The organism is Arthrobacter sp. K4-10C (genome assembly GCF_059090085.1).
In genome coordinates, this window is record NZ_JBNHFI010000009.1 from 109,402 (window position 1) to 132,100 (window position 22,699).

Genomic DNA, 22,699 nt, shown 5'->3' on the forward strand with positions numbered 1-22,699 from the left:
CGAGTGGTCCCAAGAGGATCAAACGCCCAGACCCCAAGAAGGTTCATTCTCATGACGACGAAGTCCGCCCCGGCACGCCCGGAAAAGCACCTCGGCCACAGCATGAAACCCCGCCAGCTCACCATGATGGGGCTGGGAAGTGCCATCGGGGCCGGGCTGTTCCTGGGTTCCGGTGCCGGCGTCCAGGCCGCAGGCCCCGCCGTGCTGATTTCCTACCTGGTGGCAGGGACGCTCATCATCCTGGTGATGTGGGCACTCGGTGAGATGGCGGCGGCGAACCCGAACAGCGGGGCCTTCTCCGTCTATGCCGAAAGGGCCTTGGGCAGGACCGCGGGAGCCACCATCGGCTGGCTCTGGTGGCTGCAACTGGTGGTGGTCATCGCTGCCGAAGCCCTTGGTGCGGCAGGGCTGCTGTTTTCCGTATGGCCGGTCATCCCGGCCTGGGCGCTGGCACTGGTGTTCATGGTGGTGTTCACCGGCATCAATCTGGCGGGTGTCCGGAACTTCGGTGAGTTCGAGTTCTGGTTTGCCATCCTCAAGGTCGCCGCGATCGTCCTGTTCCTGATGGTGGGCACCGCACTCCTCCTTGGAATCCTGCCTGACGTTGCATCGCCAGGCCTGTCGAACCTCACCACAGATTTCGCCCCGCAGGGCCTGGGCGGCATTGCCGCAGCGCTCTTCGTGGTGATATTCGCCTTCGGCGGCACGGAGATCGTCTCGGTAGCAGCGGCGGAAACCGAAGACCCCGAACGCAGCGTGGGCAGGGCCATCCGCACCGTGGTGTGGCGCATCCTGGTTTTCTACATCGGTTCCGTGTTTGTCATCGCCGCCGTGCTTCCGGCCGGCTCGGAAGGCCTGGCCTCGCCTTTTGCCGGCGTCCTCGACGTTGCCGGCATCCCGGGTGCCGCAACCGCTATTACGCTGGTGGCCGTCGTCGCCCTCCTCTCCGCGCTGAACGCAAACCTGTACGGCGCGTCGCGGATGGTGTACTCGCTGGCGGAGCGGGCGGAGGCACCGCGTGTCCTGGCCCGGCTGGGCGGTGCAAGCGTGCCCATGCTGGCGGTCGCAGTTTCCGTGGCCTTCGGCTTCATCGCCACGGTCCTGGAACTCCTGTTTCCGGAGCGGATCCTTCCGGCCCTCTTCCAGCTCGTGGGGTCCACGTGCCTGGTGGTGTGGGGCAGCGCACTGGTGTCCCAGCTGGTGCTGCGCCGCCGGGCGGACCGGGACGGCACCGACCTTCCCCTGCGGATGAGGGGCTTCCCGGGGCTCACCATTCTGGGCCTGGTACTGCTGGGACTGATCTTTGCCGTCGGTTTCAGCGCCGACAGCAGCCGCGTGCAGCTCTTCAGCACGTTTGCGCTGATCGCCGGGATCGCCCTTGCCTGCGCGCTGGGGGCCCGGTTTACGCGCCGCACGTCCGTCCCGGCCGGGCAGGTAGAGTGATGCCAGGCACCGACGCGCCGGGTCCTCCCGGCCGCATGAGTTGACGAGGACTGGGACCATGAGCGGCAGGCACACCGGCCAACAGCAAACGCACACCGTAGAGGGCACCGACCCGCAGCTGTATGTGGGGGTGCACGAACCCGCGGACGACGCAGGGCTCCGGCCTGTGCTGCTGCTGCACGGCTTTTCCTCCTCGTCCAAACTCAACTGGGAAGACACCGGATGGGTGTCCTCCCTGCTGCAGGCAGGACGCCGGGTGATCACTGTGGACCTGCCAGGGCACGGCCGCAGCGGCGCGCCCGAAGACCGCGATTCCTACTCCCCCAGCAGGATCCGCGCTGACCTGCTCCAGGCAGCGTTCGACGCCGGCGTGCGGCCCCTGCAGGCGGATGACCCTTCCAGCGGACTAGACATCGTGGGGTATTCACTGGGTTCCCGGCTCGCCTGGGAGTTTGGCGCCACCCAGCCGGAGATTGTCCACCGGCTGGTCCTGGGCGGACCGAACACCGCCGACCCGCTGGCCGAGTTCGACCTCGTGGCGGCCCAGGACTACCTGGCCGACGGCACCCCGATTGCTGACGAATCCACGGCTCGGCTGTTGAAGATGGCCCTGTTGCTGCCCAGCAACAACATTTTCGCCCTGCTTTCCCTGGTGGAAGCCATAAAGGCCGAGCCTTACGACCCCTCCGAAGCGGTCCCCCACGTACCGGTGCTCCTGGTCTCAGGCGACCAGGATGAAAGGATCGCCAGTCTTCCAAAGCTCGCCCAGCTGGCCGAAAGTGCCGGTTCAACGGCCGAGCAGCTGGTCCTGCCGGGACGCAACCACACCAACGCTGTCACCAGCAGGGCTTTCAAGCAGGCCGCCATCGCCTTCCTGTCGGTGTAGGGTCCGGTCTTCCATTCCATCCTCCCGTGCACCTTCCCGCAGGGGCTGGCGGTAGGCTGAAACCAGGTGCAGGGAAGCCTGGAGGAGCAGATGGGTACGCGTTTCGAAGACCGCACGGAGGCCGGCGAGCGCCTGGCCGCGGTACTTCCCCAATTCCGGGAACGGCCGGACACCCTCGTCCTGGGCCTGGCCCGCGGCGGGATCCCGGTGGCTGCCGCCGCCGCCAAGGCGCTCTACCTTCCGCTGGGAACGGTGCTGGTTCGCAAACTCGGCATCCCGGGACACGAGGAGACAGCCTACGGAGCACTGGCCTGGGCACGCGGCCGTACCGTCCGGCTCATCAACAAGCCTCTCCTGGACCGCGTCCTGGAGCACGGCGTCCGCCGTGAGTGGCTAAATGAGGTGGAGCAGCGCGAGCGTGCCGAACTGCTCCGCCGCGTGGACCTGTACCCCGGCACGGACCATGACGTTGCAGGCAAGACAGTGGTGCTGGTGGACGACGGCCTGGCTACCGGCGCAACCATGCGCGCCGCCGTCGAGGCAGTCCGCGAGGGCGGCGCGGCCGCCGTGGTTGCCGCTGCCCCGGTAGGTTCGATCGATGCCGAAGCATCCGTGGAGCGGGTCTGCGACGCCGTGCTGTGCCTTCATCTGCCGGGCAAGTTCCGTGCGGTGGGCAGCTTCTACCGGCATTTCGAACAACTGACTGACGACGACGCCATCCGCTTCCTGAAGTCGTAGGCGCGCCCGGAGCAAGAAAGACCGGAACGCGCAAACAGCAGGCCCGGACCGAACCGGTCCGGGCCTGCTGCCGAATGGGCCACGCCGCCCCGGTCCCCTGGCCGAAGCGAAGCGAGACCAGGGGGACGATGGGGATTAGTGGTGGTGGCTGACTCCCAGCGGCCGGCCCTTGGTCTCCTTGGCCAGCAGCACGCCGATGGCGGAGATGACACAGAGGACCATGATGTAGATGCCGATGGAGCCCGCCCATTTGGTGACCTGGAGCAGGAACTCGGCGATGGTCGCCGCGAAGGCGCCGCCCAGGATCGCACCGAACGCGTACCCGATGGAGATGCCCGAGTAGCGCACGTTGGCGGGGAACATCTCGGCGTACATGGCGGACATCGGGCCGTAGGAGAGGCCCAGGCCGATGGTGAGGACGAACAGTGCAACGCCGTAGAGCAGGATGTCCTTCGTGTCGATCAGTGCGAACATGGGGATCATCCAGGCGAAGATGATGGCATAGCCCGTGAGGAAGGTCTTGACGCGCCCGATCCGGTCCGACAGCCAGCCGCCCACCATCGTGAAGATCAGCCAGCCGAAGGAGGCCAGGGTGGTGGCAAGGAGGACCGGCGGGGCGGGCATCTGCAGAATGCGGGTGGCGTAGGAGATGAAGAACGCGATCAGCAGGTAGCCAGCGGCGTTGTTCGCGATGAAGATCATCGTGGAATAGAGCACCGGGCGTTTGTGGCTGCGGACCAGTTCGCCCAGGGGCGCCTTGCTTTCCTCCTTGCGGGCGGCCATTTCCTGGAAGACCGGGCTCTCGGCCACGGCCCGCCGGATGAGGTAGCCCACCACGATCAGCACGATGGACAGCAGGAACGGCATCCGCCAACCCCAGGCGGCGAAGTCTTCCCTGGACATGCTGCTGTTGAGTAAGAACAGCAGGCCGGTGGCCAGGATCATGCCCACCGGAACGCCAATCTGCGGGAAGGCACCGAACAGGCCGCGCTTGTTCAGGGGCGCGTGCTCAACAGCCATCAGCGCGGCCCCGCCCCATTCGCCGCCGGCTGAGAAGCCCTGGGCGATCCGGAGGAGGATCAGCAGGACCGGTGCCCACGCACCGATCTGGGCGTACGTGGGCAGCATGCCGATAAGCGCCGTGGCGGCGCCCATCATGACCAGCGTGAAGACGAGCATGGCCTTGCGTCCCAGCCGGTCGCCCAGGTGGCCGGCCACGACGGCGCCGAGCGGCCGGAACAGGAAGCTGATGCCGATCAGGGCAAAGGAGAGAATCTGGGCCAGGCCGGGGTTGGATTCGTTCAACGGTGCCAGGAACAGCGGTGACAGCAGAGTTGCGGTCAGCTGGGCAAAGATGAAGAAGTCGTACCACTCGATGGTGGTTCCCACGAGGGTGCCGGCGAGGACCTTGCGTTCCTCCCGGCGTGTGCTGGGGCCGGCAAGGGTGTCCACCTTGGACGGTGTGGTCATCGAAACTCCATTGTTTAGTGGCAGCTGGGCCGCCTGGACGCCTTCAGTATTACCGACAGAACGGTCAGTTAGTTAGAGGGTACTACGAAAATGTGAGGGGCGACACGCCAGGCGTGAAGTTTGTGCGTTGGACGCTTGCCTGACCTCAGTTCTATATTGGAACTTGCGATTCACATTCCGGAACAGACCGGGTCAGCTCCGGGAAACCCACAGATCGCTGCACCCGGCGGCACGCCACCTAGGATGGAAACCATGACTCCCACCGCCGCAGCCCCAGCCGGAGCAGCGCAGGCACAGGCTTCTCCCTCCCAGACGCTGTCCAGGGGAATCCGCGCCCTTGAAATCCTCGCGGCCGCCCCCGGACCGCTGACCATTGCCGAGCTGGCCGATGCCATGGGGGTGCACCGCTCGGTGGCCTACCGGATCCTGCGTACCCTCGAAGACCATTCACTCCTGGTGCGGGATGATGCCGGCAAGGTCCAGCCCGGGCCCGGACTGGCCGTCCTGGCGCGGGGTGTTTCGCGGAACCTCCAGGCCGCGGCGCTGCCCGAGCTGACCCACCTCGCCAATACCCTCGACATGACGGCCTTCGTGGCCGTGTGGGACCACCACGACTGCATCACCCTGGTCACGGTGGAGCCAAGGCATTCAGGGGCAACGGTTGCGCAGCATCCAGGCACCCGGCACCCGGTCAACGCCGGAGCACCCGGCATCGCCATCCAGTCAGCGCTTACCGAAGCGGAATGGGACCGGCTGAACACGGGCGTCCCCTACCGCCCGGAGGCGGGCGAGGCCCGAACGAAGGGATACTCAGCCAGCCACGACGAAGTCATCGCCGGCGTGTCCTCACTGGCATCCCCCGTCCGGGTGCCTGGCGGACGTCCGGCCGCGCTCGCCGTCGTTTATATCCGTTCTGCCCATGATCCGGAAACGGTGGGGGCGGCGCTCGCCGAAAGCGCCGCCCGGATCGAGCGCCAGCTCGCCTAGCGCCAGGACTCAGTTTCCTGCAGTCCGGTCCCGCAGGAGGCACGCGGCAATTGCTCCGAGCAGCGCCAGCACCGCGGCGGCACAGACAGGAACAACGAAGGCTGCGGGATGGCCGCCGGCCTCTGCAAGATGGCCGCCGATGGAGGAGCCGAGCGCTGTGCCCGCCACAATGCCACTGGCTAAAGCAGTCATGACCGTGCCCAGCCGGCCTGCCGGCGCCAACACGCCGCCGGCCGCGAAGACCGTGACCATGACCGGGCCCACCGGAAGCCCCAGGACGAGCAGGACCACCACCATGCCTGCCAGTGAGGACGGCACCAGCAGCAGCACAGCCAGTATTGCCATGAGCGCCGCTGACAGGATCCAACGCCGCGGAAGGCCGAACCGCTGGGGCCAATAGGCGACGGAAAGGGCCGCTGCGGCAGAGCTCAGGCCCATGACGGCATACAGCAGCCCGGCGATTTCAGAACCTGCCAGGCCGGCCGAGAAGGAACTCAGCGCGGCCTGCGTTGAGCCGAAGAACGTTCCCATGCAGACCATCGCTGACACGGGCAGGATCACTGCCGCCGGGATTCTGCCCTCACGCCTGCTGGCTGGCTGTCCCTTTGCCCGCTTCGGACTGGGCTGCACGGAGCGGTGGGTGGGGTGCGCGGCAAATGCCGGAACCAGGGTGATGGTCATTGCCGCAGCCAGCGCGAGCGGAAGCCACGGCGCCAGCAGGCTGGCAAGGATTCCCACCAGCGCCGGTCCCAGGACAAACGTCACCTCGTCGGCGGTGCTTTCGTAGGAGAGCGCGGTATCCAGGTCCCGCTTGTTTGCCGGCGCGGGCCCCTGCAGGGTCAGGGCCATCCAGCGTACCCGTGCCAGCGGGCCAACCTGCGGGCAACTGGCCCCGGCGGCGAAGGCGGCCGCCAGGATTGCGGCGTGGAAACCGCCGGACCGGCCAAGGCTTGCGGCGACGAGGATCAACGCCACCACGGCTGCGGTGTTGATGACCGCAGCTGCTATCAGCACCGGCCGCTGCCCCCGCCTGTCGGCCAGGGCGCCCAGCACCGGAGCACCAAGCGCGGAGCCGATGCCGACCGCGCCGGCCGCGGTCCCGCCCGCGGCATAGGACCCGCTGACGGAGGTGACCATGGTGAGCGTGCCGACCGTGAGCATTGCCAGCGGCAACCGCGCAAAGAGGCCAACGGCGATGAAGCTGCGGCCAGCCAGGTGGGAGAGCCGGGCAAACCGTCCCTGCGGTGCCTTGGCTGAAGCGGCGGCCGTCTGGGCGACGCCGGCTGCCGGGTCCGGGACATTGCCGTCCGGCCGGGCGGGACCAGGCCAGGTGGAGTCATGGCCAGCGGCGGAATCGCGGGCAGTGGAAGGGGAGGAGGGTGATGTCATTCCGGGCTCGTTCAGTTCGTGCGCATCGTCCCTCCTCCCGATGCGCGCAACCCGGTAACTGTAAAATTATAGCGCCCATTGGGATGTTCTCCAGGGCGCCGCCTCGGTCCGGGTGACGAATCAGGCCACCACGTCGAGCGCCTCGGAAATGCGCAGCGTGGACCCGGTGCGCCCCTTCAGCACCTGAAGCTGGGTGCCGATCCGCTGCTTCATCTCTCCGACGTGGCTGACGAGTCCCACCACGCGCCCGCCGTCCCGCAGTCCCTCCAAAGCGTCCATGACCTGTTCCAGCGATTGCTCGTCCAGGCTCCCGAACCCCTCGTCCACGAACAGCGTCTCAATCTCCACGCCGCCCGATTCCTGCTGCACAACGTCGGCGAGGCCGAGTGCCAGAGACAGGGAAGCCATGAACGATTCGCCACCGGAGAGGGTGGAGGTGTCGCGGCGGTACCCCGTCCATTGGTCCACGACTTCCAGGCCCAGTCCGGACTTGGCGCCCCTGGCCGCCTTCGCGTCGGTGTGCTGCAGCAGATAGCGGCCATCGCTCATTGCCACCAGGCGTTCGGAGGCAGCGAGGGCGACCTGCTCAAGCCGCGCGGCGAGGACGTAGCTGTTGAGGCTCATCCGGTAGGTGTTCTCTCCCCGGCCTGCGGCAGCATCAGCCAGCCCTGCCAGCATCTGTGCCCGCTCGGCCGGTTCCCGGGCGGATGCGGACAGGGCTTCATACTCCGCGCTGATGGCGGCCAGTGATTCCTGGCACCGGCCCGCCAGGCCGGCGGCAAGATGGGCGTCCCGCGCCTGCTGCCGGGCAGCGGCGGCGGCCTCCCGCAGGGCAGCGAAGCGGTGCTCGTCCGCCGTGAATCCGGCGGACTGTTCCTCAAGCGCGAGCACAATATCCTCTGACTCAAAAAGTTCGGCCACCCGGGCTGCCTCGTCCTGGGCGGCGCGTACCTCGTCCTCGAGGGCGGCTGCCTGGGCGGTGGGAAGCAACTGCTGTCTGGCTTCGCCGGCAGTGGCGAATCCTGCCGCCGGCAGTGCCAGATCCAGCTGTTCCCGCGCGTCGGAGGCCTGCGCCCGGGCACGCTCCAGCTGTGCCTGGGCTTCCACGGCCTTGTCCAGCACTGCAACCGCGTCCTCCAGCGACCGCAGCCGGCGCGGCAAGCTCCGGTGCCCGCCGCGCAACCCGGACAGTGACTGGTCCAGGGAGGCCGATTGCTCGGACAGGTCTGTCAGGGAGCCATTCGCCTTGGCAATTTCTGCTTCCATCGCTGCCTTTGCCGCAAGTGCTGCGGCGAGGTCTGCATCCAGGACGTCCAGCCGCAACCTGACCGCCGCCAGTTCCTTGGCAGCTGCTTCGGCCTGGGCGGCAGCGGCGCGGGCTCCTTCCGCACCGTTGAGGGCTTCGGATTCGGGTGTTTCCCCGCCTTGGCCCGCGAGGACGGCCACCTGCTGGTTCGCCGCCGCAAGTTCGCTACTGAGCAGCGTGAACGCGGCTTCGGCGGCTTCATGGACGGCGTGGGCTGCTTCTTCCGCCTGGGCGAGGCCCGGACCTCCGGACCCGGCAGCAGCGGGTGCGGGATGGTCGCCGCTGCCGCAGACGGGGCACGGATCACCCTGCGTCAGCTGGGCGGCCAGTTCCGCGGCAGCATTGGCCAGCCGCTCTTCGCGAAGGTCAAGCCATCGGCGTTTTGCCTCCAGCTGGTTCTCCCTGGAGGCGTCATACCGAAGCTTCACTGCTTCGCGGGCTGCAACCGCGACAGTGTGCCGTCGGACAACGTCCAGCAGCTCCGTTGCAGCCATCGCTTCCTTGCTGCGAAGCGCGGCGGTTCCCGCATGCTGCACCAACTGCTCCAGGCCCCCGGCGAGGCGGTCCCGTTCGTCCTGGAGTGATGCCACGCGGCGGCCGAGGTCGGCAATGCCCGTGGCCAAATCCTGCTGCTTCACGGCCAGTGCACTGTGCCGTTTCCGTAGGGCCTGCAGCCTGTCCTCATCGGGCAACCTCGCCTCGACGACGGCCAGGAGCGAGCGGAGCCTGGCCAGCTCCCCGGCGGCAGAGCGGGAACAGCCCGCTCCGGCCCCCGGCGCACGAGCCGCGGCCACTTCGGCGCCGGCCATCCCGTCACCGTCCCGCCCGGCACCGTCCAGTCCAAACTCTTCAGCCAAACCGAGATCCAGCTGTGCAAGCTCACTGTCACGGTCCGCGGCCAGCCTGAGCAACGTGACTGCAGACTCTGCGGCGCCGGCGGCGCTCCGGACCCTGTCCTCGGCCGTGTCCACGTTCTTCAGGTGTCCGTCCAGGACCGCCGCCTGGCGGTGCCGCTCCAGGCGCAGGGTCAGGCTTTCGAGCAGCGGCGCAGCTTCCTGCACGGCTTTCCGGCGGGAGGCGGCAGCCTCGAGCCTGCGGCGGCGCTCCATCCGCGCATTTTCCTCCTCCACGGCTTGCGTTTGCGCGGTGCTTTCGGATTCGGCGGCCCTGGCCAAATCCGTCAGTTCGCGCAGGCGTTCCCCGACGGCGGCCTGCAACCCTTCCAGCCGCCCAGCGACGTTCGCCGTGGGCGGGGTGCATGTGGCGTCCAGCTCCAGGGCAGCCGTTTCAGACTCTGCCCGCGCTGCCAGCAGATCGAGCCGGCCGGCCAAAGCGGAGACTTTGTCCCGGGCGTCCTGGGCCTGCCGGGAAAGTTCCTGTTCCAGCGATTCAAAACGCTGGGTGCCGAACAGTTTCTGCAGCAACTCCAGCCGGTCCGCAGCCTTGGACCGCAGGAACGCGGCGAAGTCGCCCTGCGGAAGCATCACCACGCGGGTGAACTGTTCCCGGTCCATTCCGAGCAGCGCCATTATTTCGGCTCCGGCTTCATCGTTCCGGGCTGACTTTTCCACCCATGCGCCGTCCACGTGCTCACGCAGGAGGGTTTTGGCCTGCTGGGTGGTGAAGCCGTTTTTGCCCCGCGCGCTGGGCTTTTCCCAGGCAGGCGACCGTGTCACTTCGAACCGCCGCCCCTGGGCAGAGAATTCACAGGTGACGGCAGGTTCCTGGCCCGGTTGTGCGTGATCGCTGCGGAGCCGTTTGCCGTCCTGGCGGGCGCCGGGAACGGAACCGTACAAGGCGAAGCAGATGGCGTCCAGGACGCTGGTCTTTCCGGCGCCCGTGGGACCATTGAGGAGGAAAAGGCCGTGGCCGCTCAGCCGGTCGAAGTCTATGTCTTCGGTGCCTGCAAAGGGGCCGAATGCTGAAATGCGGAGGTGATGGATTCTCATCGCGAGCCCTCCAGCAGGCGGACGTTCTCAAGGGCGGCGGCAAGCGCCGCTTTCTCGGCGTCGTCCGGGACGCGGCCACGCACATGCTCCAGGAACCCGCAGCACACGGCGAGGTCGTCCGGCGCCTCGGCGAGCCTGCTGCGGTAGGTGGCGGCCCTCGCGGCGGGTCCACCCTGGGGATCGAAGTTCAGCACCAGGGTGTCCGGAAACCTTGCCCGCAGCCGGTCCATGGCCCGGGCCGGCCGCTCTGCGTCCGTCAACGTGATTTGGCAGTAGGCGGTTTCCGCCCAGTGGTGCTCCGGCGACTCCAGGAGGTCCTGCAGCGGACCCCGCAGTACCGCCAGGGCCCGGGGCGCTTCAAACTGCACCTCTTCCACTCCGGTGACCCCGTCTGCGCCAAGGTCCACCAGCCACGCCCCTTTCCGGTGCCGGGCCTCAGAGAAGGAGTAGGCAAGCGGGGATCCGGAATACCGCACCTCGGGCGACAATGACTGACGGCCGTGGAGGTGGCCGAGCGCCGTGTAGCTGAAGCCCTCGAAGAGGTCCAGCGGCACCGCGCCCACGCCCCCGATGCTGAGGTCGCGTTCACTGTCCGAGCTGATGCCGCCGCTGGCGAACGTGTGGGCCAGGACCACCGAATGGACCACGGAGTCGGTTGCACGTCGCCCGATGTCCTCCCGGATCAGCCTGGTGGCCGCCCGGGTGACGTCGAAATGGCTCGCGGTCTCCACGCCCAGTTGACCGGCGACAAGCCGCGGCTCAAGCCACGGGATGCCATAGATGGCCAGCACCGCTTCCTTCCCGGCCCGGCCGTGGCCGAGCGGCAGCAGCAGCGGCTGGTCCAGGTTCTCCACCCGGGTGCGGAGGTGCACGCCGCCGCGCTCCAGCAGCCGGGCGGCAAAGCCCAGCCGGATGGCGGAGTCATGGTTGCCGCTGGTCAGGACCACCTTGGCCCCGGCCGATGTAAGCCGGACAAGTGCGTCGTCCAGCAGGTGAACGACATCCACGCCCGGCAGGGCGCGGTCGTAGACGTCCCCGGCAATCAGGACGACATCCACATGGTGCTGCGAAACCGCCTCCACGAGCTGGTCAATAACGCCCCGCTGGGCCTCCAGCATGCCCACGCCGTGGAAGGAGCGGCCCAGGTGCCAGTCCGATGTGTGTAGTAACCGCATACTTCTAAGCTATCGGGAGCCACTGACAGTTTGCGTCACCGAACGCGGCGCACCGGCAGACCAGGCTCTGATCCATAGGCTCCAGGGGCACACCCGCGACTTCAATCCGTTGAGTCCGGGTGCAGGATTCAGGCTGGTGCGAACACCATCGGCCCGTAGTAGCCGTTCACGCCGGGCCGGCCCCGTCGGCTCACTGACGATCGATTCAGCCGCGCTTGCCCTCGAAAAACTCCTGCGCCTCCGTGGCGCCACCGGCGCTGTCCGTCCGTGTGCTGTCCGGACCCGCGGCCAAGGCGGCCGGGGGCACGCCGTCGCCGTCGCCGTCGGACCCGCCAGACCCGTCGGACCGGGGTTCCGCCCCCGGTGCACGGGCTGCGCCAGCATCCCCGGAAGCGTCTGTGCCAGCATCTGCAGAGGCAACCGCCCGGAAGCTGCGGAACAGCAGTCCGGCGACCGCGGCACCCGCCAGCGGCGCCGCCAGGAACACCCAGAGCTGTTCCAACGCCCAGCCGGAGCTAAAAATTGCGGAAGCGGTTGCCCGTGCAGGGTTGAAAGGCAGGTTGCCCACCGCCTGTCCCAGCTGCAGCAGGGCAGCGAAGGTCAGTCCCACGGCGACGGCTGCAGCGGCCCCGCTGCTCCGGTCCCGGGCAGCCGCACCCAGGAAGACGGAGACGATGATGGCAGCACCCAGCACCTCCAGCAGCAGCGCCGCGGCCAGTGGGGCCTGGACGATGGAATGCTCACCGAAGCCGGCCGTGACGGTATCGAATGCCGTCCGGCTGTCTGCAATGCCGGGAAGCGTCCGCAGGACCGCAAAAAGTGCCAGCGCACCCAGCACCGCTCCGGCCAGCTGGGCCGCAACATAGGCGGCGGCAGCTCCGGCACGGATGCGTCCGGCCAGGAGGTGCCCAAGGGTAATCGCAGGGTTGATTTGGCCGCCCGAAACGTGGCCGACGGCGAGCATCGCGGCGGTTACCGCCAATCCGGCAGCGAGCGCGGCGGGCAGCGGGCTCGACTGCGGGATGCTGAAGAGCGGCACCCCCAGGCCGGCGACGGCGACGAACAGGCTGCCGAACCCCTCGGCAGCCAGCCTGGGCGTCAGGCCGGGCCGGACGGTTTCCTGGCCGCTGTGCGGGGCGTCGGGTTTGGCTGGAACAGGGGTGCTCATGGAGGAACCTTCAGGTAGGTGTTCATGCGGGTACTGTCGCCGGGCAACCCGAGCATTATTCCAGTCCAGGCTGGAGGTTAGCTGGACGGTGCCGGGGTGGGGGCGCCGGCCGGACACGGGCCGGCGCCACGGTAAATTTATTGCATGAGCATCGAAACCGGCGCGCCCGCGCCCACCCTGACGTCGCGTATCCACGGTTCCCTGCTGGGCGGCGCACTGGGTGATTCGCTGGGCTTCGCGGTGGAGTTCGACGGGATGGACGAGATCCGGCGCCGCTTTGGAGCGGACGGGCTGACCGGCTTCGCCGCCCTGTCCGGCGACAGCCATTTCTCGGACGATACCCAAATGACGCTGTACACCGTCGACGGACTGGTGGAAGCGCTGGAGTGGGCAAACTCCGGCGTCGGCGCGGACGTCAACGCCTGCCTGTGGCTGGCCTACCTCCGGTGGCTCGCCACCCAGGGCGAAACCGCCCCCGCTTCGGCACCCGTGCCCCAGCCCCGATGGATCGACGGGAATGCGGTGCTCCACCAGCGCCGGCATCCGGGAAAGGCCTGCATCTCCGGCCTGGCAACGGGCGAGATGGGCACCTCCGTGCGCCCCGTCAATCCGGAGTCCAAGGGTTGCGGCACGGTGATGCGCTCGGCACCTTTCGGGCTGGTCCCGCACATCACGCCCGACGCCGTGTACAAACTGAGTGCCGATGCCGCCTCCCTGACGCACGGCCATCCATCTGCCCGGCAGAGCGCCGGAATCTTCAGCCTCCTGATCCACCGGCTGGCCGCGGGCGAGGGCCTGGCGGAGGCCGCCGCCGGAGTAACCGCCCATGCCGCCAACATCACGGACGTGGCCCCCGAACTGCCGGAGCGCCTGGAGGCAGCACTCCGCCTGGCGGACAAAGGCATCGTGCCGCCGGAAGAACTGGTGCAGGAACTGGGCGAGGGCTGGGTGGCTGAGGAGGCGCTCGCCGTCGCCCTTTACGCGGTGCTGGCCACCGTCCCGACTGATTCCGCCGCGGGTACGGACACCCCTCCGGTCCGGCATTTCCGGGAGGCCATTGCCGTTGCCGTCAATCACAGCGGCGACAGCGACTCCACCGGCTCGGTGGCCGGCAACATCCTGGGGGCGTACTACGGAGAGGACTGCCTGCCCGGTGACTGGCTTGACGCGCTCGAGGCGCCGGAGGTCATCCGTGGCATGGCGGACCTCCTGGTGCGGGTCACAACCGGCGAAGGCTGATGTTGTTGCAGGCCTCGCAGACTTCCGCCGGGATCAGCCCGCGGCGCTGAAGGAATCCGAAGATCACACAGCCCAGGCACAGGCCCAGGAAGGCTTCCAGCGAGGCCGCGACAATCAGGATCCCCAGTACCGCCCACGCTGCAGGCTGGGCACTGGCGATGAACAGGATCAGGGCGGCGGTGGAAACGACGGCTCCCATCCCCTGGGCAAAACGCTTGGGCGGGCCCGGGACGGGCTTCACCTTGCCCAGCCGGGGCGTGATGACTTTCACCGACAGCAGGGCAAGAGGCGAGACCCGCGGGCCGAACAGCACCCGCAGCCAGAATCCTGCCGCGATGGCCAGCAATCCCCATCCGGAGCCGGTCGCGGCGGTGGCGAGTGCCAGCAGCACAACCAGGCCCGCCGTCACGCGCGCAGCATACTCGTTGACGGGATTGGGGAAGGCAAAGACTGACATAGGGCAAGGCTAGAAGCGGAACCGGCACGCAGGGAAGGTTTGTTGCGCCAGGTGAACTTTTCAGAGGGGCCGCTTCATGCGGTCGCCGGTTCAGCGAAGCTTCCCACCATCTGCAGGAATTCGCCCTCGGACAGGACTTCGATAGCCTGGCCACGTTCGTGGAGCTCCAGGACCCGGCGCGCCTTGCCGGTCAGCCTGCCCGAGCGGAGGTCCGACGCCACAAAGCCGTCACCCACCACCAGGACGGTGGTGCGTCCGGTCACGCGGCTTTCGGTCCGGGCCCCCACGCCGGCGGACCGCACTTTGGCCTCTGGGCGCCCGATGGACAGCTGGCCGGTAAAGACGACGGTCTGCCCGTACAGCGGATGGCCCGGCCCGGCGTCGGGATTGGGTTCCGGGTTGATGCCTTCCTCCGGCCAGCCGGACCGGAAGGGCCGGACCAGCTCCGCACCGTTTCCTGTCGCGCTGGAAGGGGACGGGCCCGCGACGGCGGCCAGGCTGGGCTTGGAGAGCGCGTCCACCGCCGGATCGAAGGCCTGCTGGCGCGGCATCACCAGGCCCAGCGAGAGGTAGAGCTCAGCGAGGCTGTTGGCGTTGTTGCGGCGGGCGATGTCCATGAGAATCCCGGCGCAGGCCCGGGCGTCCTCGGCAGCATCGTGGTGCTTGACCAGCGGCACGCCGGCTTCCTCGGCGGCAAACGGCAGCGAATTGGAGACCAGCGAATAGCACCGCCGGGACAGCATCACGGTGCAGACATAGTCATAGGCCGGGCCGGGAAGCCCGGAAACCTCCAGGGCGGAGCGAATCACTCCCAGATCAAATGCCGCGTTGTGGGCGGCCAGCACGTCGTCACCGATGAAGGCGCCGATTTCGGCGAAAAGCTCGCCGAAGCGCGGCCGGCCCGCAACGTCTGCAGCGCTGATGCCGTGGATCCGGACGTTGCGGTAATCAAAGTGGTCATGGTTTCGCGGCGGCCGCATCAGCCACGAGACCTCGTCCACAATCCGTCCGCCCCGGACCTTTGTAAGCCCCACTGCGCAAGGAGACCCCCTGAAACCGTTCGCCGTCTCGAAGTCGATCGCAGTAAAGTCCAAACCCACGGCCCCCACCTTACCGCCGAAAGCGGGCCGGACCCTTCAAGTACCCTTGAGTGGTGAACTTTCCTCTGATGAACGACTTCGCTGTGTCCATGCTCGGCGGGGCAGGACCGGTCCAGCCGCGGCTGGCCTCCTTCCTGCCCGACTGGCTGAACCCCCAGATCTTCCTGGCCGACCCTGCCCTGGCCCCGTGGGTGGTCCTGCTTGTCTGCGGCATCGTTTTCGCGGAAACCGGCCTGCTGGTGGGCTTCTTCCTGCCCGGCGATTCCATGCTGTTCACCGCGGGCCTGCTGGTGGCCACGGACACCATCAAGTTCAACGTGTGGCTGTTCGCCCTGCTCATCATCCTTTCCGCCATCGTGGGCAACCAGACCGGGTACCTGATCGGCTCCAAGGCCGGCCCTGCCATCTTCAACAAGCCGAATTCCCGGCTGTTCAAGCGCGAGAACGTTGAAAACGCGCACGCATTCTTCGAAAAGCACGGCGGCAAGGCACTCATCCTGGCCCGGTTCGTGCCCATTATCCGCACGTTCGTCCCGGTGATCGTGGGCGTGGCGCAGATGAGCCGGAAAAAGTTCTTCCTCTACAACGTCATCGGCGCGGTGCTCTGGGGTGGCGGCGTCACCCTGCTGGGTTACCTCCTGGGCGACCGCATCCCCTGGGTCCGCGACAACCTGGACATCATCTTCATCCTCATCGTGCTGGTCTCTGTCCTGCCTATCGGCGTGGAGGTCCTCCGAGGCCTGTCCGCCAAGCGCCAGGCCGCTGCCTACGGCACGGACCCGGTGGATGAGTTCATTGAGGAACACGCTCCCGAGGACGAGCAGAAGACGCCGCGCCTCCGCTAGGACCGCATGCCCGGACGGACAAAAGGCGCGCTTCCCGATTCACCGGGAAGCGCGCCTTTTTTATTTTCGCGAGGGGGCGTCAGGAATCCGCCGCGTGCAGCGCTTCCACGATCGACGGCAGGAGCGCCCGGAACGCCTTGCCCCGGTGGCTGATGGCGTTCTTTTCCTCGGCCGAGAGTTCCGCGCAGCTGCGCTGCTCCCCGACCGGCTGCAGCACGGGATCGTAGCCGAAACCGCCCGCGCCCCGGGGCTCGCGGAGCAGGACGCCCTCCAGCTGTCCGTACTCCACCACTTCACGGCCGGGCACGCCGTCGGCGGCGGGCACGGCAAGGGCTGCCGCGCAGACGAACGCCGCGCCGCGGTGCTGGTCCGGAACGTCGGAAAGCTGGTTCAGCAGGAGCGCCAGGTTGGCCGCGTCGTCGCCGTGGCTGCCGGACCACCGGGCGGAAAAGATGCCGGGAGCCCCGCCCATCACGTCGACAGCCAGTCCGGAGTCGTCGGCGATGGCCACCAGACCGGTGGCCTCGGCAACGGCCCGGGCCTTGAGCAGCGAGTTCTCGGCGAACGTCACGCCTGTCTCGACGACGTCCGGGGCACCCGCCGCCGCCGCATCCACCACCTGCGTGTCGACGTCGAGCCCCGGAACCTGGCCCCGCAGCAACTCACGCAGTTCGCGGAGTTTGCCCAAGTTGCGCGTGGCGAGGACCAGCCGGGGGGATCCGCCGGCCGCGCTCACAGGGTGTCTGCCAGGGTTTCGCGCTGGATGGCGGCGAGCTGGGCAGTGCCCAGCAGGGCAAGGTCAAGGAGTTTGTCCAGCTCTTCCCGGTCGAAGGGCGCGCCTTCCGCGGTGCCCTGCACTTCAACGAACTTGCCGGAACCCGTGACCACCACGTTCATGTCGGTTTCGGCGCGGACGTCCTCGACGTAGGGCAGATCCAGCATGGGCACGCCGTCGATGATGCCCACGGAGACGGCTGCGATGGTGTCTATCAGCGGTTGGGCGTTCTTTGCGATGAGCTTGTTGTCGCGGGCGAAACGGATGGAATCGGCAAGTGCCACGTAGGCGCCGGTAATGGCGGCCGTGCGCGTCCCGCCGTCGGCCTGGAGGACGTCGCAGTCCAGCACAATGGTGTTTTCGCCCAGCGCCTTGGTGTCGATGATGGAGCGCAGGGACCGCCCGATGAGCCGCGAAATTTCGTGCGTGCGGCCGCCGATCTTGCCTTTGACGGACTCCCGGTCGGAGCGGGTGTTAGTTGCACGCGGCAGCATGGCGTACTCGGCCGTGACCCAGCCCCTGCCTTCCCCCTTCAGCCAGCGGGGAACGCCGGCCGTCAGGGAGGCGGTGCACAGGACCCTGGTGTTGCCGAATTCGATCAACGCCGAACCCTCAGCCTGGTTGGACCATCCGCGGGTGATGCTGATGGGCCGGAGCTGGTCCGGGGCACGGCCGTCGGCGCGCACGATGGGCACTGCAGTTGCTTCAGAAGTCATGCCTTTAGCTTATCCACTGCCGCCGGCGACGGCGGTTCCCGCCTTCCAACCCGGCAGCGGCATCAGATGGTGTAGTGCACTCCGGCAACCGCCACCGCCACGTCCCCGCCGAACACCGGACGGGCCTCGGCCATCACGGTGGTCTGTGACGTCCACACCGGAATGTGCGTCAGCAGGAGCCGCCGGGCGCCGGCCGCCGCGGCAGCCTCCCCCGCACGCTTGCCCGTCAGGTGGACATCCTTGATGCCGTTGTCGCGGCCCTCCTCGAAGGCAGCCTCGCACAGGAACAGGTCCGCGTCCTTGGCCGCCTCCTCGAGCCCCGCACAGGAATCAGTGTCACCGGAATACGTCAGGGTGCGCGCAACACTGTTGCCGTCCTTGTCCGGCTCCACCACCTCCACCCGGAGGGCATACGCCTCCTCGATGGGATGGTTGACGGCGAAGGGCGTCACGGTGAACGGGCCCACCGTCACGGGTTCGCGTTCGGTCCAGTTGGTGAAGTCGAATTCCCCGTGCATGCCCGGGTCAAGGTCCAGGCCGTACGCGGTGGCCATCCTGTCGGCAGTGGCTGCCGGCCCCCAGACCGGGATCCGGCCGCGCCCCCAGCCGCCCGGCTTCCAGCGGATGGCGACGTGCAGGCCGCACAGGTCCATGCAATGGTCGGGGTGCAGGTGGGTGAGGAAAATCGCGTCGATGTCTTCAAGGTCGGTGTACCGCTGGATGGCGCCCAGCGCGCCGCTGCCCAGGTCCATCACCACCTTCCAGGTCCGCTGCCCGTCAGTGGCGGTCAAAAGGTAGCACGACGCCGGCGAGCCGGGTCCCGGGAACGAGCCGGTGCAGCCCACGATGGTCAGCTTCACTGGGCGGAACCTCCGGCACGGCCTGCCTCGGCGAGACCGCGGTCCACGAAGTTGGAGATCCGTGGGCGGTTGCCGGCGCTTTGCGCGGCGGCGATCATTTCAGGGGTGATTCGCGCCAGGCTTCCAGTGGGGTATTGCGCGGCCACGTGGTCCACGTGGCGGACGGACAGCACCTCCGGGCCCAGGAACCTGCGGGCCAGCGCCTCGAACTGCCCGGCGTCGCCCGTTGCCACGAAGTGGTGCTCGGGCGGTGTCCCGGCCGTGCGCTGCAGGTGGTGCGTGGCCAGGGCACGGTACACGTCCTTGGCAGTTTCTTCGGCGCTGGACACCAGGGTCACGTCGGCACCCATGACGTAGGAGATGACACCGGTCAGTAGCGGGTAGTGGGTACAGCCGAGCACCACAGTGTCCACTTCCGCGGCCTTCAACGGCGCCAGGTATTCCTCGGCGACGGCCAGCAGGGCAGGGCCGGTGGTGATGCCCGCTTCCACGTAGCTGACGAATTCAGGGCAGGCTACCGAGGTGATGGCGAGGTCCGGGGCAGCCGCGAACGTGTCCTCGTAAGCCCGCGATCCGACGGTGGCGGACGTCCCGATGACGCCCACCCGCCCGGTGCGGGTGGCGGCCACCGCGCGGCGGACGGCCGGCTGGATAACCTCGATGACGGGGATGCCGTACTTGGCCGTGTACCGTTCGCGGGCGTCCCGCAGCACCGCGGCCGACGCCGAGTTGCAGGCGATGGTCAGCAGCTTGACGCCGGAGTCCACCAGTTCGTCCATCACGCCCAGGGCGTTGGCCCGGACTTCCGCGATGGGCAAGGGCCCGTACGGTCCGTGGGCTGTGTCCCCCACATAGAGAATGGACTCGTTGGGAAGCTGGTCGATGATGGAGCGGGCCACGGTAAGGCCCCCTACACCGGAATCGAAAACGCCGATGGGGCGTGTTTCCAGGGCGGCGGCCTGCAGGCCGTCCGCTTCGGAATCCTGACCGGCTGCCGCTGGCGGATCCATGCTCGAGGCTGTTGTCATGATTATTCGAGGATAGGTGCTCCCCGATGCGTCAGCCATCATCTTGTGGCCTGTGACTCATGTCTACTTTGTCACACCGGGCCCCTGCCAGGCGGCGCGCACTCCTCAACGGCCCGTTTCCAGCGACTGCAGCATCGCCTGGACCAATGATTCCTGCAGCCAGGTGGCGAAGTTGTAGACCAAGGCCAGGTAGCTCTCCACGTCCTCCGCCTGGGACCAGTCCTGCATCAGGTGGACGTGCTCGGCGTCCTCCTCGTCCCGGATGTCCAGCCGCTCGGCCAGGACCAGGCGGACGTCGTTCAGTGCCATGGACCAGTGTTTCGCCCCCTCGGGCGTCAGCACAATCTCGTCCTTGTCCAGATCAAGCGCGGCCGCACGCAAGGCGCCGATCTTCGTCTCCCGCAGCGAACGCTCGGTGAGCTGGCGGAACTCCAGGGACGCGGCGCCGTCGTCCTTCATGACATTGGGGAGGAGACGCCTGACGGCGCGGTCGGCCGGTTCGGCAACGTCCATGTCCAGGCCGATCAGCGCCGCCAGCGGATCCTGGCCCGCCCGCTCCTCCGGCTGAAGCATGGAGATGACGTCGTCGATCAGGCTGCGCAGAAGCTCCCGCTCAGCGGGTTCCAGGTAGCCGGTGATGCCCTTGAGCCCGTATTTGAATGCCTTAGCCACGTTTCCCCTTGCCCTGGCCCGGTCCGCCGGACTTCCCGGCGTTGCCACCTGGACCGCCGCTGGCCTTTTCCACCGTGGCCCACAGCCCGAAGCCGTGCATGGCCACCGCGTGCCGTTCCACCTGTTCCTTGCTCCCGTGCGCAACGATGGAACGGCCCTTCTTGTGGACCTCCATCATGAGTTTGTTCGCCTTGCTCTCGGAGTAGCCGAAGTAGCTTTGGAAAACGTAGCTGACATAGCTCATGAGGTTGACGGGATCGTTCCAGATCACCAGGTTCCAGGGGATGTCCGGGGCGGTCAGGGAGTCTGTGGCCTCCGCTGTTCCCGTCCGGGTGCCCTCCTGCGTATCAGGGCCGAGCGCAACGCTTAAGGTCATCTGTCCATTCTATGGGGAGGATGGGCCCGCGCCGGCGAGGGCCCCGCGGCGAAGCGAAGCGAGACGTGGGAGCCGGTGGGTGGGCCCGCGCCGGCGAGGGCCCCGCGGCGAAGCGAAGCGAGACGTGGGAGCCGGTGGGGACTAGAGTGACTTTCGTGAGTACCACTGCCGGCTGGGACCATCCCCGCACGTCTTTTTATACCGACCACTACGAGCTGACCATGCTTCAGGCGTCACTCCATTCCGGAGCCGCGCACCGCAAGTCTGTGTTCGAGGCCTTCGCCCGGCGGCTGCCCGACGGCCGCCGGTACGGGATCGTGGCAGGAACCGGCCGGCTCCTGGAAGGCTTGGCCAACTTCCGTTTCGGCCCGGCAGAACTGGACTTTTTGGCCCGCACAAACGTGGTCAACGACCAAACGCTGGAATACCTGTCGTCCTACCGCTTTTCCGGTGATATCTGGGGCTACGCCGAAGGTGAGGCATACTTCCCCAACTCCCCCATCCTGATCGTGGAGGGGACGTTCGCCGAGGCGTGCATGCTGGAGACCTACATCCTGTCCGTCCTCAACCATGACAGCGCCATCGCCTCCGCCGCGTCCCGGATGGTCAGCGCCGCCCACGGCCGCCCGTGCATAGAAATGGGCTCCCGTCGCACGCACGAGGAAGCGGCTGCGTCGGCCGCCCGTGCCGCCGTCATCGCAGGCTTCGACAGTACCTCCAACCTGGAAGCCGGCGTCCGTTACGGCATCAAGACCGTGGGTACCGCGGCACATTCCTTCACCCTGCTGCACGACAGCGAGCAGGACGCCTTCGAGGCCCAGATCGCGGCGCTCGGGGAGGGCACGTCCCTCCTGGTGGACACGTACGACGTCGAAACGGCCGTCCGCACGGCCGTTGACCTGGCGGGTCCGCGCTTGGGCGCCGTCCGGCTGGACTCCGGCGACCTGGTGGACCAGGCCCAGTGGGTGCGCCAACTCCTGGACGGCCTCGGCAACGAGGACACCAAGATTGTGGTCACCTCCGACCTGGACGAGTATGCGATTGCAGCCCTCCAGTCCGCCCCCGTGGATTCCTACGGCGTTGGCACGTCCCTTGTCACCGGCTCCGGTGCGCCCACGGCCAGCATGGTCTACAAGCTAGTGAGCCGGACGGACGACGACGGAAACTTTGTCTCAGTGGCCAAGGCCGCCAAGAACAAGGCCAGCGTGGGCGGGCGCAAGTACGCGTTGCGGAAGCTGAACGAGCACGGCATTGCCACTGCCGAAATTGTTGGCGTGGGGCACCGGCCGGAGGATGACGGCAATGACCGTCCGCTGCTGCACCAATTCATGAAGAACGGCGAACTGGTCCCGGGGTGGACGGGGCATGAAGGCGTGCTCCGTGCCCGCCAGCGCCACGCCGACTCCATGGCCGAGCTGCCGCCAGTGGTCAACCGCCTCCAGCGCGGCGAGGCTGCCATCCCCACCCTGTATGAGGAGAACTGATGTCCCGTGCGCTGATCATCGTCGATGTCCAGAACGACTTCTGTGAAGGCGGTTCCCTCGCCGTCAAGGGCGGCGCGGCGGTGGCCGGCGCCATCAGCGACTACGTGGATGCCCACCACAACGAGTTCGACCACATCGTAGCCACGCAGGACTGGCACATCGATCCGGGTGACCACTTCTCGGATTTTCCCGATTTCAAGGACAGCTGGCCGCCGCACTGCGTGGCGGGCACCCGCGGCGCCGAACTCCATCCTGACCTGGACACCGAGTACATCCAGGCTTACTTCCAGAAGGGCCAGTACGCAGCCGCGTATTCCGGCTTCGAGGGGCTCCTTGCCCCCGAGGATGCTGTCCCTACCGGGGAGCGCCAGCCCGGCGGGGACGCAAGCAGGTTCGCGCCGGACGAGGACGCGATCGGCCTGGATGACTGGCTGCAGAGCCACGACGTCGAGGACGTGGTGGTGGTTGGCATCGCCACCGACTATTGCGTCCGGGCCACGTCCCTGGACGCCGTCCAGGCAGGCTACTCCGTCACCGTGATCCGGTCCCTGACCGCCGGCATAGCCGAAGACCTCGAGGAGGCTGTCGCCGAGATGGAGCTCGGCGGGGTGGACGTGGCCTAGCAGTTGCGTCCCC

At 67.6% G+C, this 22,699-nt stretch carries 21 protein-coding genes; 8 read left to right on the plus strand and 13 right to left on the minus strand.

The features are described 5' to 3' along the window. The first annotated feature begins 51 nt into the window (after positions 1-51). The 3 genes from AC5RUU_RS13920 to AC5RUU_RS13930 all read left to right on the plus strand — a co-directional run bounded on the left by AC5RUU_RS13920 (position 52) and on the right by AC5RUU_RS13930 (position 3,067). Positions 52-1,443, plus strand: a complete 1,392-nt coding sequence (locus tag AC5RUU_RS13920) for an amino acid permease (protein ID WP_493975791.1) — start codon at positions 52-54, stop codon at positions 1,441-1,443. A gap of 58 nt (positions 1,444-1,501) precedes the next feature. After that, a complete protein-coding gene (locus AC5RUU_RS13925) occupies positions 1,502-2,329 on the plus strand; it encodes an alpha/beta fold hydrolase (RefSeq protein WP_493975792.1) in 828 nt (275 codons plus the stop codon). Positions 2,330-2,419: 90 nt separating this feature from the next. After that, positions 2,420-3,067: a phosphoribosyltransferase gene (locus AC5RUU_RS13930; RefSeq protein WP_493975921.1), complete on the plus strand. Its 648-nt coding sequence runs from the start codon at positions 2,420-2,422 to the stop codon at positions 3,065-3,067. A gap of 135 nt (positions 3,068-3,202) precedes the next feature. Here the strand turns inward: AC5RUU_RS13930 and AC5RUU_RS13935 are convergent, their stop codons facing one another. Next, on the minus strand, positions 3,203-4,537 hold the full coding sequence (locus AC5RUU_RS13935) for an MFS transporter (RefSeq protein WP_493975793.1): 1,335 nt from the start codon (positions 4,535-4,537) through the stop codon (positions 3,203-3,205). 252 nt (positions 4,538-4,789) lie between these two features. Here AC5RUU_RS13935 and AC5RUU_RS13940 point away from each other — a divergent pair, with 252 nt between their 5' ends. Further along, positions 4,790-5,524, plus strand: coding sequence for an IclR family transcriptional regulator (locus tag AC5RUU_RS13940; RefSeq protein ID WP_493975794.1), 735 nt, complete (start codon positions 4,790-4,792; stop codon positions 5,522-5,524). A gap of 9 nt (positions 5,525-5,533) precedes the next feature. Here AC5RUU_RS13940 and AC5RUU_RS13945 read toward each other — a convergent pair whose 3' ends face one another. From AC5RUU_RS13945 to AC5RUU_RS13960, 4 genes are all read right to left on the minus strand, one after another. Further along, positions 5,534-6,913: an MFS transporter gene (locus AC5RUU_RS13945; RefSeq protein WP_493975795.1), complete on the minus strand. Its 1,380-nt coding sequence runs from the start codon at positions 6,911-6,913 to the stop codon at positions 5,534-5,536. Between the two features lie 120 nt (positions 6,914-7,033). After that, a complete protein-coding gene (locus tag AC5RUU_RS13950) occupies positions 7,034-10,168 on the minus strand; it encodes an AAA family ATPase (RefSeq protein WP_493975796.1) in 3,135 nt (1,044 codons plus the stop codon). Further along, entirely contained in the window at positions 10,165-11,343 is a 1,179-nt protein-coding gene (locus AC5RUU_RS13955; RefSeq protein ID WP_493975797.1) for an exonuclease SbcCD subunit D, read from the minus strand. Before AC5RUU_RS13955 ends, AC5RUU_RS13950 begins: the two co-directional genes overlap by 4 nt. 205 nt (positions 11,344-11,548) lie before the next feature. Then, positions 11,549-12,511: an aquaporin gene (locus AC5RUU_RS13960; protein ID WP_493975798.1), complete on the minus strand. Its 963-nt coding sequence runs from the start codon at positions 12,509-12,511 to the stop codon at positions 11,549-11,551. A 144-nt stretch (positions 12,512-12,655) separates the two neighbouring features. On the opposite strand from AC5RUU_RS13960, the gene AC5RUU_RS13965 reads away from it, so the two are divergent. Beyond that, positions 12,656-13,750 (plus strand): ADP-ribosylglycohydrolase family protein, encoded by a 1,095-nt coding sequence (locus tag AC5RUU_RS13965; protein WP_493975799.1) that lies wholly within the window; start codon positions 12,656-12,658, stop codon positions 13,748-13,750. Here AC5RUU_RS13965 and AC5RUU_RS13970 read toward each other — a convergent pair. Together AC5RUU_RS13970 and AC5RUU_RS13975 are read right to left on the minus strand one after the other, a co-directional pair. Continuing rightward, positions 13,731-14,207, minus strand: coding sequence for a DUF4395 domain-containing protein (locus tag AC5RUU_RS13970; protein ID WP_493975800.1), 477 nt, complete (start codon positions 14,205-14,207; stop codon positions 13,731-13,733). The two genes, AC5RUU_RS13965 and AC5RUU_RS13970, sit on opposite strands and share 20 nt — an antisense overlap. A 74-nt stretch (positions 14,208-14,281) precedes the next feature. Continuing rightward, entirely contained in the window at positions 14,282-15,307 is a 1,026-nt protein-coding gene (locus AC5RUU_RS13975) for a 3'-5' exonuclease (RefSeq protein ID WP_493975801.1), read from the minus strand. Between the two features lie 68 nt (positions 15,308-15,375). Between AC5RUU_RS13975 and AC5RUU_RS13980 the strand changes: the two genes are divergently transcribed. After that, positions 15,376-16,152, plus strand: coding sequence for a DedA family protein (locus AC5RUU_RS13980; protein WP_493975922.1), 777 nt, complete (start codon positions 15,376-15,378; stop codon positions 16,150-16,152). 79 nt (positions 16,153-16,231) lie between these two features. Here the strand turns inward: AC5RUU_RS13980 and rdgB are convergent, their stop codons facing one another. From rdgB to clpS, 6 genes are all read right to left on the minus strand, one after another. Next, positions 16,232-16,888 carry an RdgB/HAM1 family non-canonical purine NTP pyrophosphatase gene (rdgB, locus tag AC5RUU_RS13985; protein WP_493975802.1) on the minus strand — a complete coding sequence of 219 codons (657 nt, stop codon included), beginning with the start codon at positions 16,886-16,888 and terminating at the stop codon, positions 16,232-16,234. After that, positions 16,885-17,643, minus strand: a complete 759-nt coding sequence (gene rph, locus AC5RUU_RS13990) for a ribonuclease PH (protein ID WP_493975803.1) — start codon at positions 17,641-17,643, stop codon at positions 16,885-16,887. The genes rdgB and rph overlap by 4 nt, the downstream gene beginning before the upstream one ends. 62 nt (positions 17,644-17,705) lie before the next feature. Beyond that, a complete protein-coding gene (locus tag AC5RUU_RS13995) occupies positions 17,706-18,503 on the minus strand; it encodes an MBL fold metallo-hydrolase (protein WP_493975804.1) in 798 nt (265 codons plus the stop codon). Further along, positions 18,500-19,513, minus strand: coding sequence for a glutamate racemase (gene murI, locus AC5RUU_RS14000; RefSeq protein WP_493975923.1), 1,014 nt, complete (start codon positions 19,511-19,513; stop codon positions 18,500-18,502). The genes AC5RUU_RS13995 and murI overlap by 4 nt, the downstream gene beginning before the upstream one ends. Before the next feature lie 123 nt (positions 19,514-19,636). Next, complete coding sequence (locus tag AC5RUU_RS14005) at positions 19,637-20,203, minus strand: DUF2017 domain-containing protein (protein WP_493975805.1); 567 nt, start codon at positions 20,201-20,203, stop codon at positions 19,637-19,639. After that, complete coding sequence (gene clpS, locus AC5RUU_RS14010; protein ID WP_493975806.1) at positions 20,196-20,579, minus strand: ATP-dependent Clp protease adapter ClpS; 384 nt, start codon at positions 20,577-20,579, stop codon at positions 20,196-20,198. Before clpS ends, AC5RUU_RS14005 begins: the two co-directional genes overlap by 8 nt. 155 nt (positions 20,580-20,734) lie before the next feature. On the opposite strand from clpS, the gene AC5RUU_RS14015 reads away from it, so the two are divergent. Together AC5RUU_RS14015 and AC5RUU_RS14020 are read left to right on the plus strand one after the other, a co-directional pair. Further along, on the plus strand, positions 20,735-22,063 hold the full coding sequence (locus tag AC5RUU_RS14015; RefSeq protein WP_493975807.1) for a nicotinate phosphoribosyltransferase: 1,329 nt from the start codon (positions 20,735-20,737) through the stop codon (positions 22,061-22,063). Continuing rightward, positions 22,063-22,686 carry an isochorismatase family protein gene (locus AC5RUU_RS14020; protein ID WP_493975808.1) on the plus strand — a complete coding sequence of 208 codons (624 nt, stop codon included), beginning with the start codon at positions 22,063-22,065 and terminating at the stop codon, positions 22,684-22,686. Before AC5RUU_RS14015 ends, AC5RUU_RS14020 begins: the two co-directional genes overlap by 1 nt. Positions 22,687-22,699 lie beyond the last annotated feature (13 nt).

What these genes read in the sequence shown, in the direction of transcription:
- AC5RUU_RS13935 (WP_493975793.1), bottom strand. Translation starts at nt 4,537, where the DNA reads ATGACCACACCGTCCAAGGTGGACACCCTTGCCGGCCCCAGCACACGC.
- AC5RUU_RS13960 (WP_493975798.1), bottom strand. Translation starts at nt 12,511, where the DNA reads ATGAGCACCCCTGTTCCAGCCAAACCCGACGCCCCGCACAGCGGCCAG.
- AC5RUU_RS13925 (WP_493975792.1), top strand. Translation starts at nt 1,502, where the DNA reads ATGAGCGGCAGGCACACCGGCCAACAGCAAACGCACACCGTAGAGGGC.
- murI (WP_493975923.1), bottom strand. Translation starts at nt 19,513, where the DNA reads ATGGATCCGCCAGCGGCAGCCGGTCAGGATTCCGAAGCGGACGGCCTG.
- rph (WP_493975803.1), bottom strand. Translation starts at nt 17,643, where the DNA reads ATGACTTCTGAAGCAACTGCAGTGCCCATCGTGCGCGCCGACGGCCGT.
- AC5RUU_RS14020 (WP_493975808.1), top strand. Translation starts at nt 22,063, where the DNA reads ATGTCCCGTGCGCTGATCATCGTCGATGTCCAGAACGACTTCTGTGAA.
- AC5RUU_RS13930 (WP_493975921.1), top strand. Translation starts at nt 2,420, where the DNA reads ATGGGTACGCGTTTCGAAGACCGCACGGAGGCCGGCGAGCGCCTGGCC.
- AC5RUU_RS13970 (WP_493975800.1), bottom strand. Translation starts at nt 14,207, where the DNA reads ATGTCAGTCTTTGCCTTCCCCAATCCCGTCAACGAGTATGCTGCGCGC.
- AC5RUU_RS13920 (WP_493975791.1), top strand. Translation starts at nt 52, where the DNA reads ATGACGACGAAGTCCGCCCCGGCACGCCCGGAAAAGCACCTCGGCCAC.
- clpS (WP_493975806.1), bottom strand. Translation starts at nt 20,579, where the DNA reads ATGACCTTAAGCGTTGCGCTCGGCCCTGATACGCAGGAGGGCACCCGG.
- AC5RUU_RS13965 (WP_493975799.1), top strand. Translation starts at nt 12,656, where the DNA reads ATGAGCATCGAAACCGGCGCGCCCGCGCCCACCCTGACGTCGCGTATC.
- AC5RUU_RS13945 (WP_493975795.1), bottom strand. Translation starts at nt 6,913, where the DNA reads ATGACATCACCCTCCTCCCCTTCCACTGCCCGCGATTCCGCCGCTGGC.
- AC5RUU_RS13950 (WP_493975796.1), bottom strand. Translation starts at nt 10,168, where the DNA reads ATGAGAATCCATCACCTCCGCATTTCAGCATTCGGCCCCTTTGCAGGC.
- AC5RUU_RS13980 (WP_493975922.1), top strand. Translation starts at nt 15,376, where the DNA reads ATGAACGACTTCGCTGTGTCCATGCTCGGCGGGGCAGGACCGGTCCAG.
- AC5RUU_RS13940 (WP_493975794.1), top strand. Translation starts at nt 4,790, where the DNA reads ATGACTCCCACCGCCGCAGCCCCAGCCGGAGCAGCGCAGGCACAGGCT.
- AC5RUU_RS13955 (WP_493975797.1), bottom strand. Translation starts at nt 11,343, where the DNA reads ATGCGGTTACTACACACATCGGACTGGCACCTGGGCCGCTCCTTCCAC.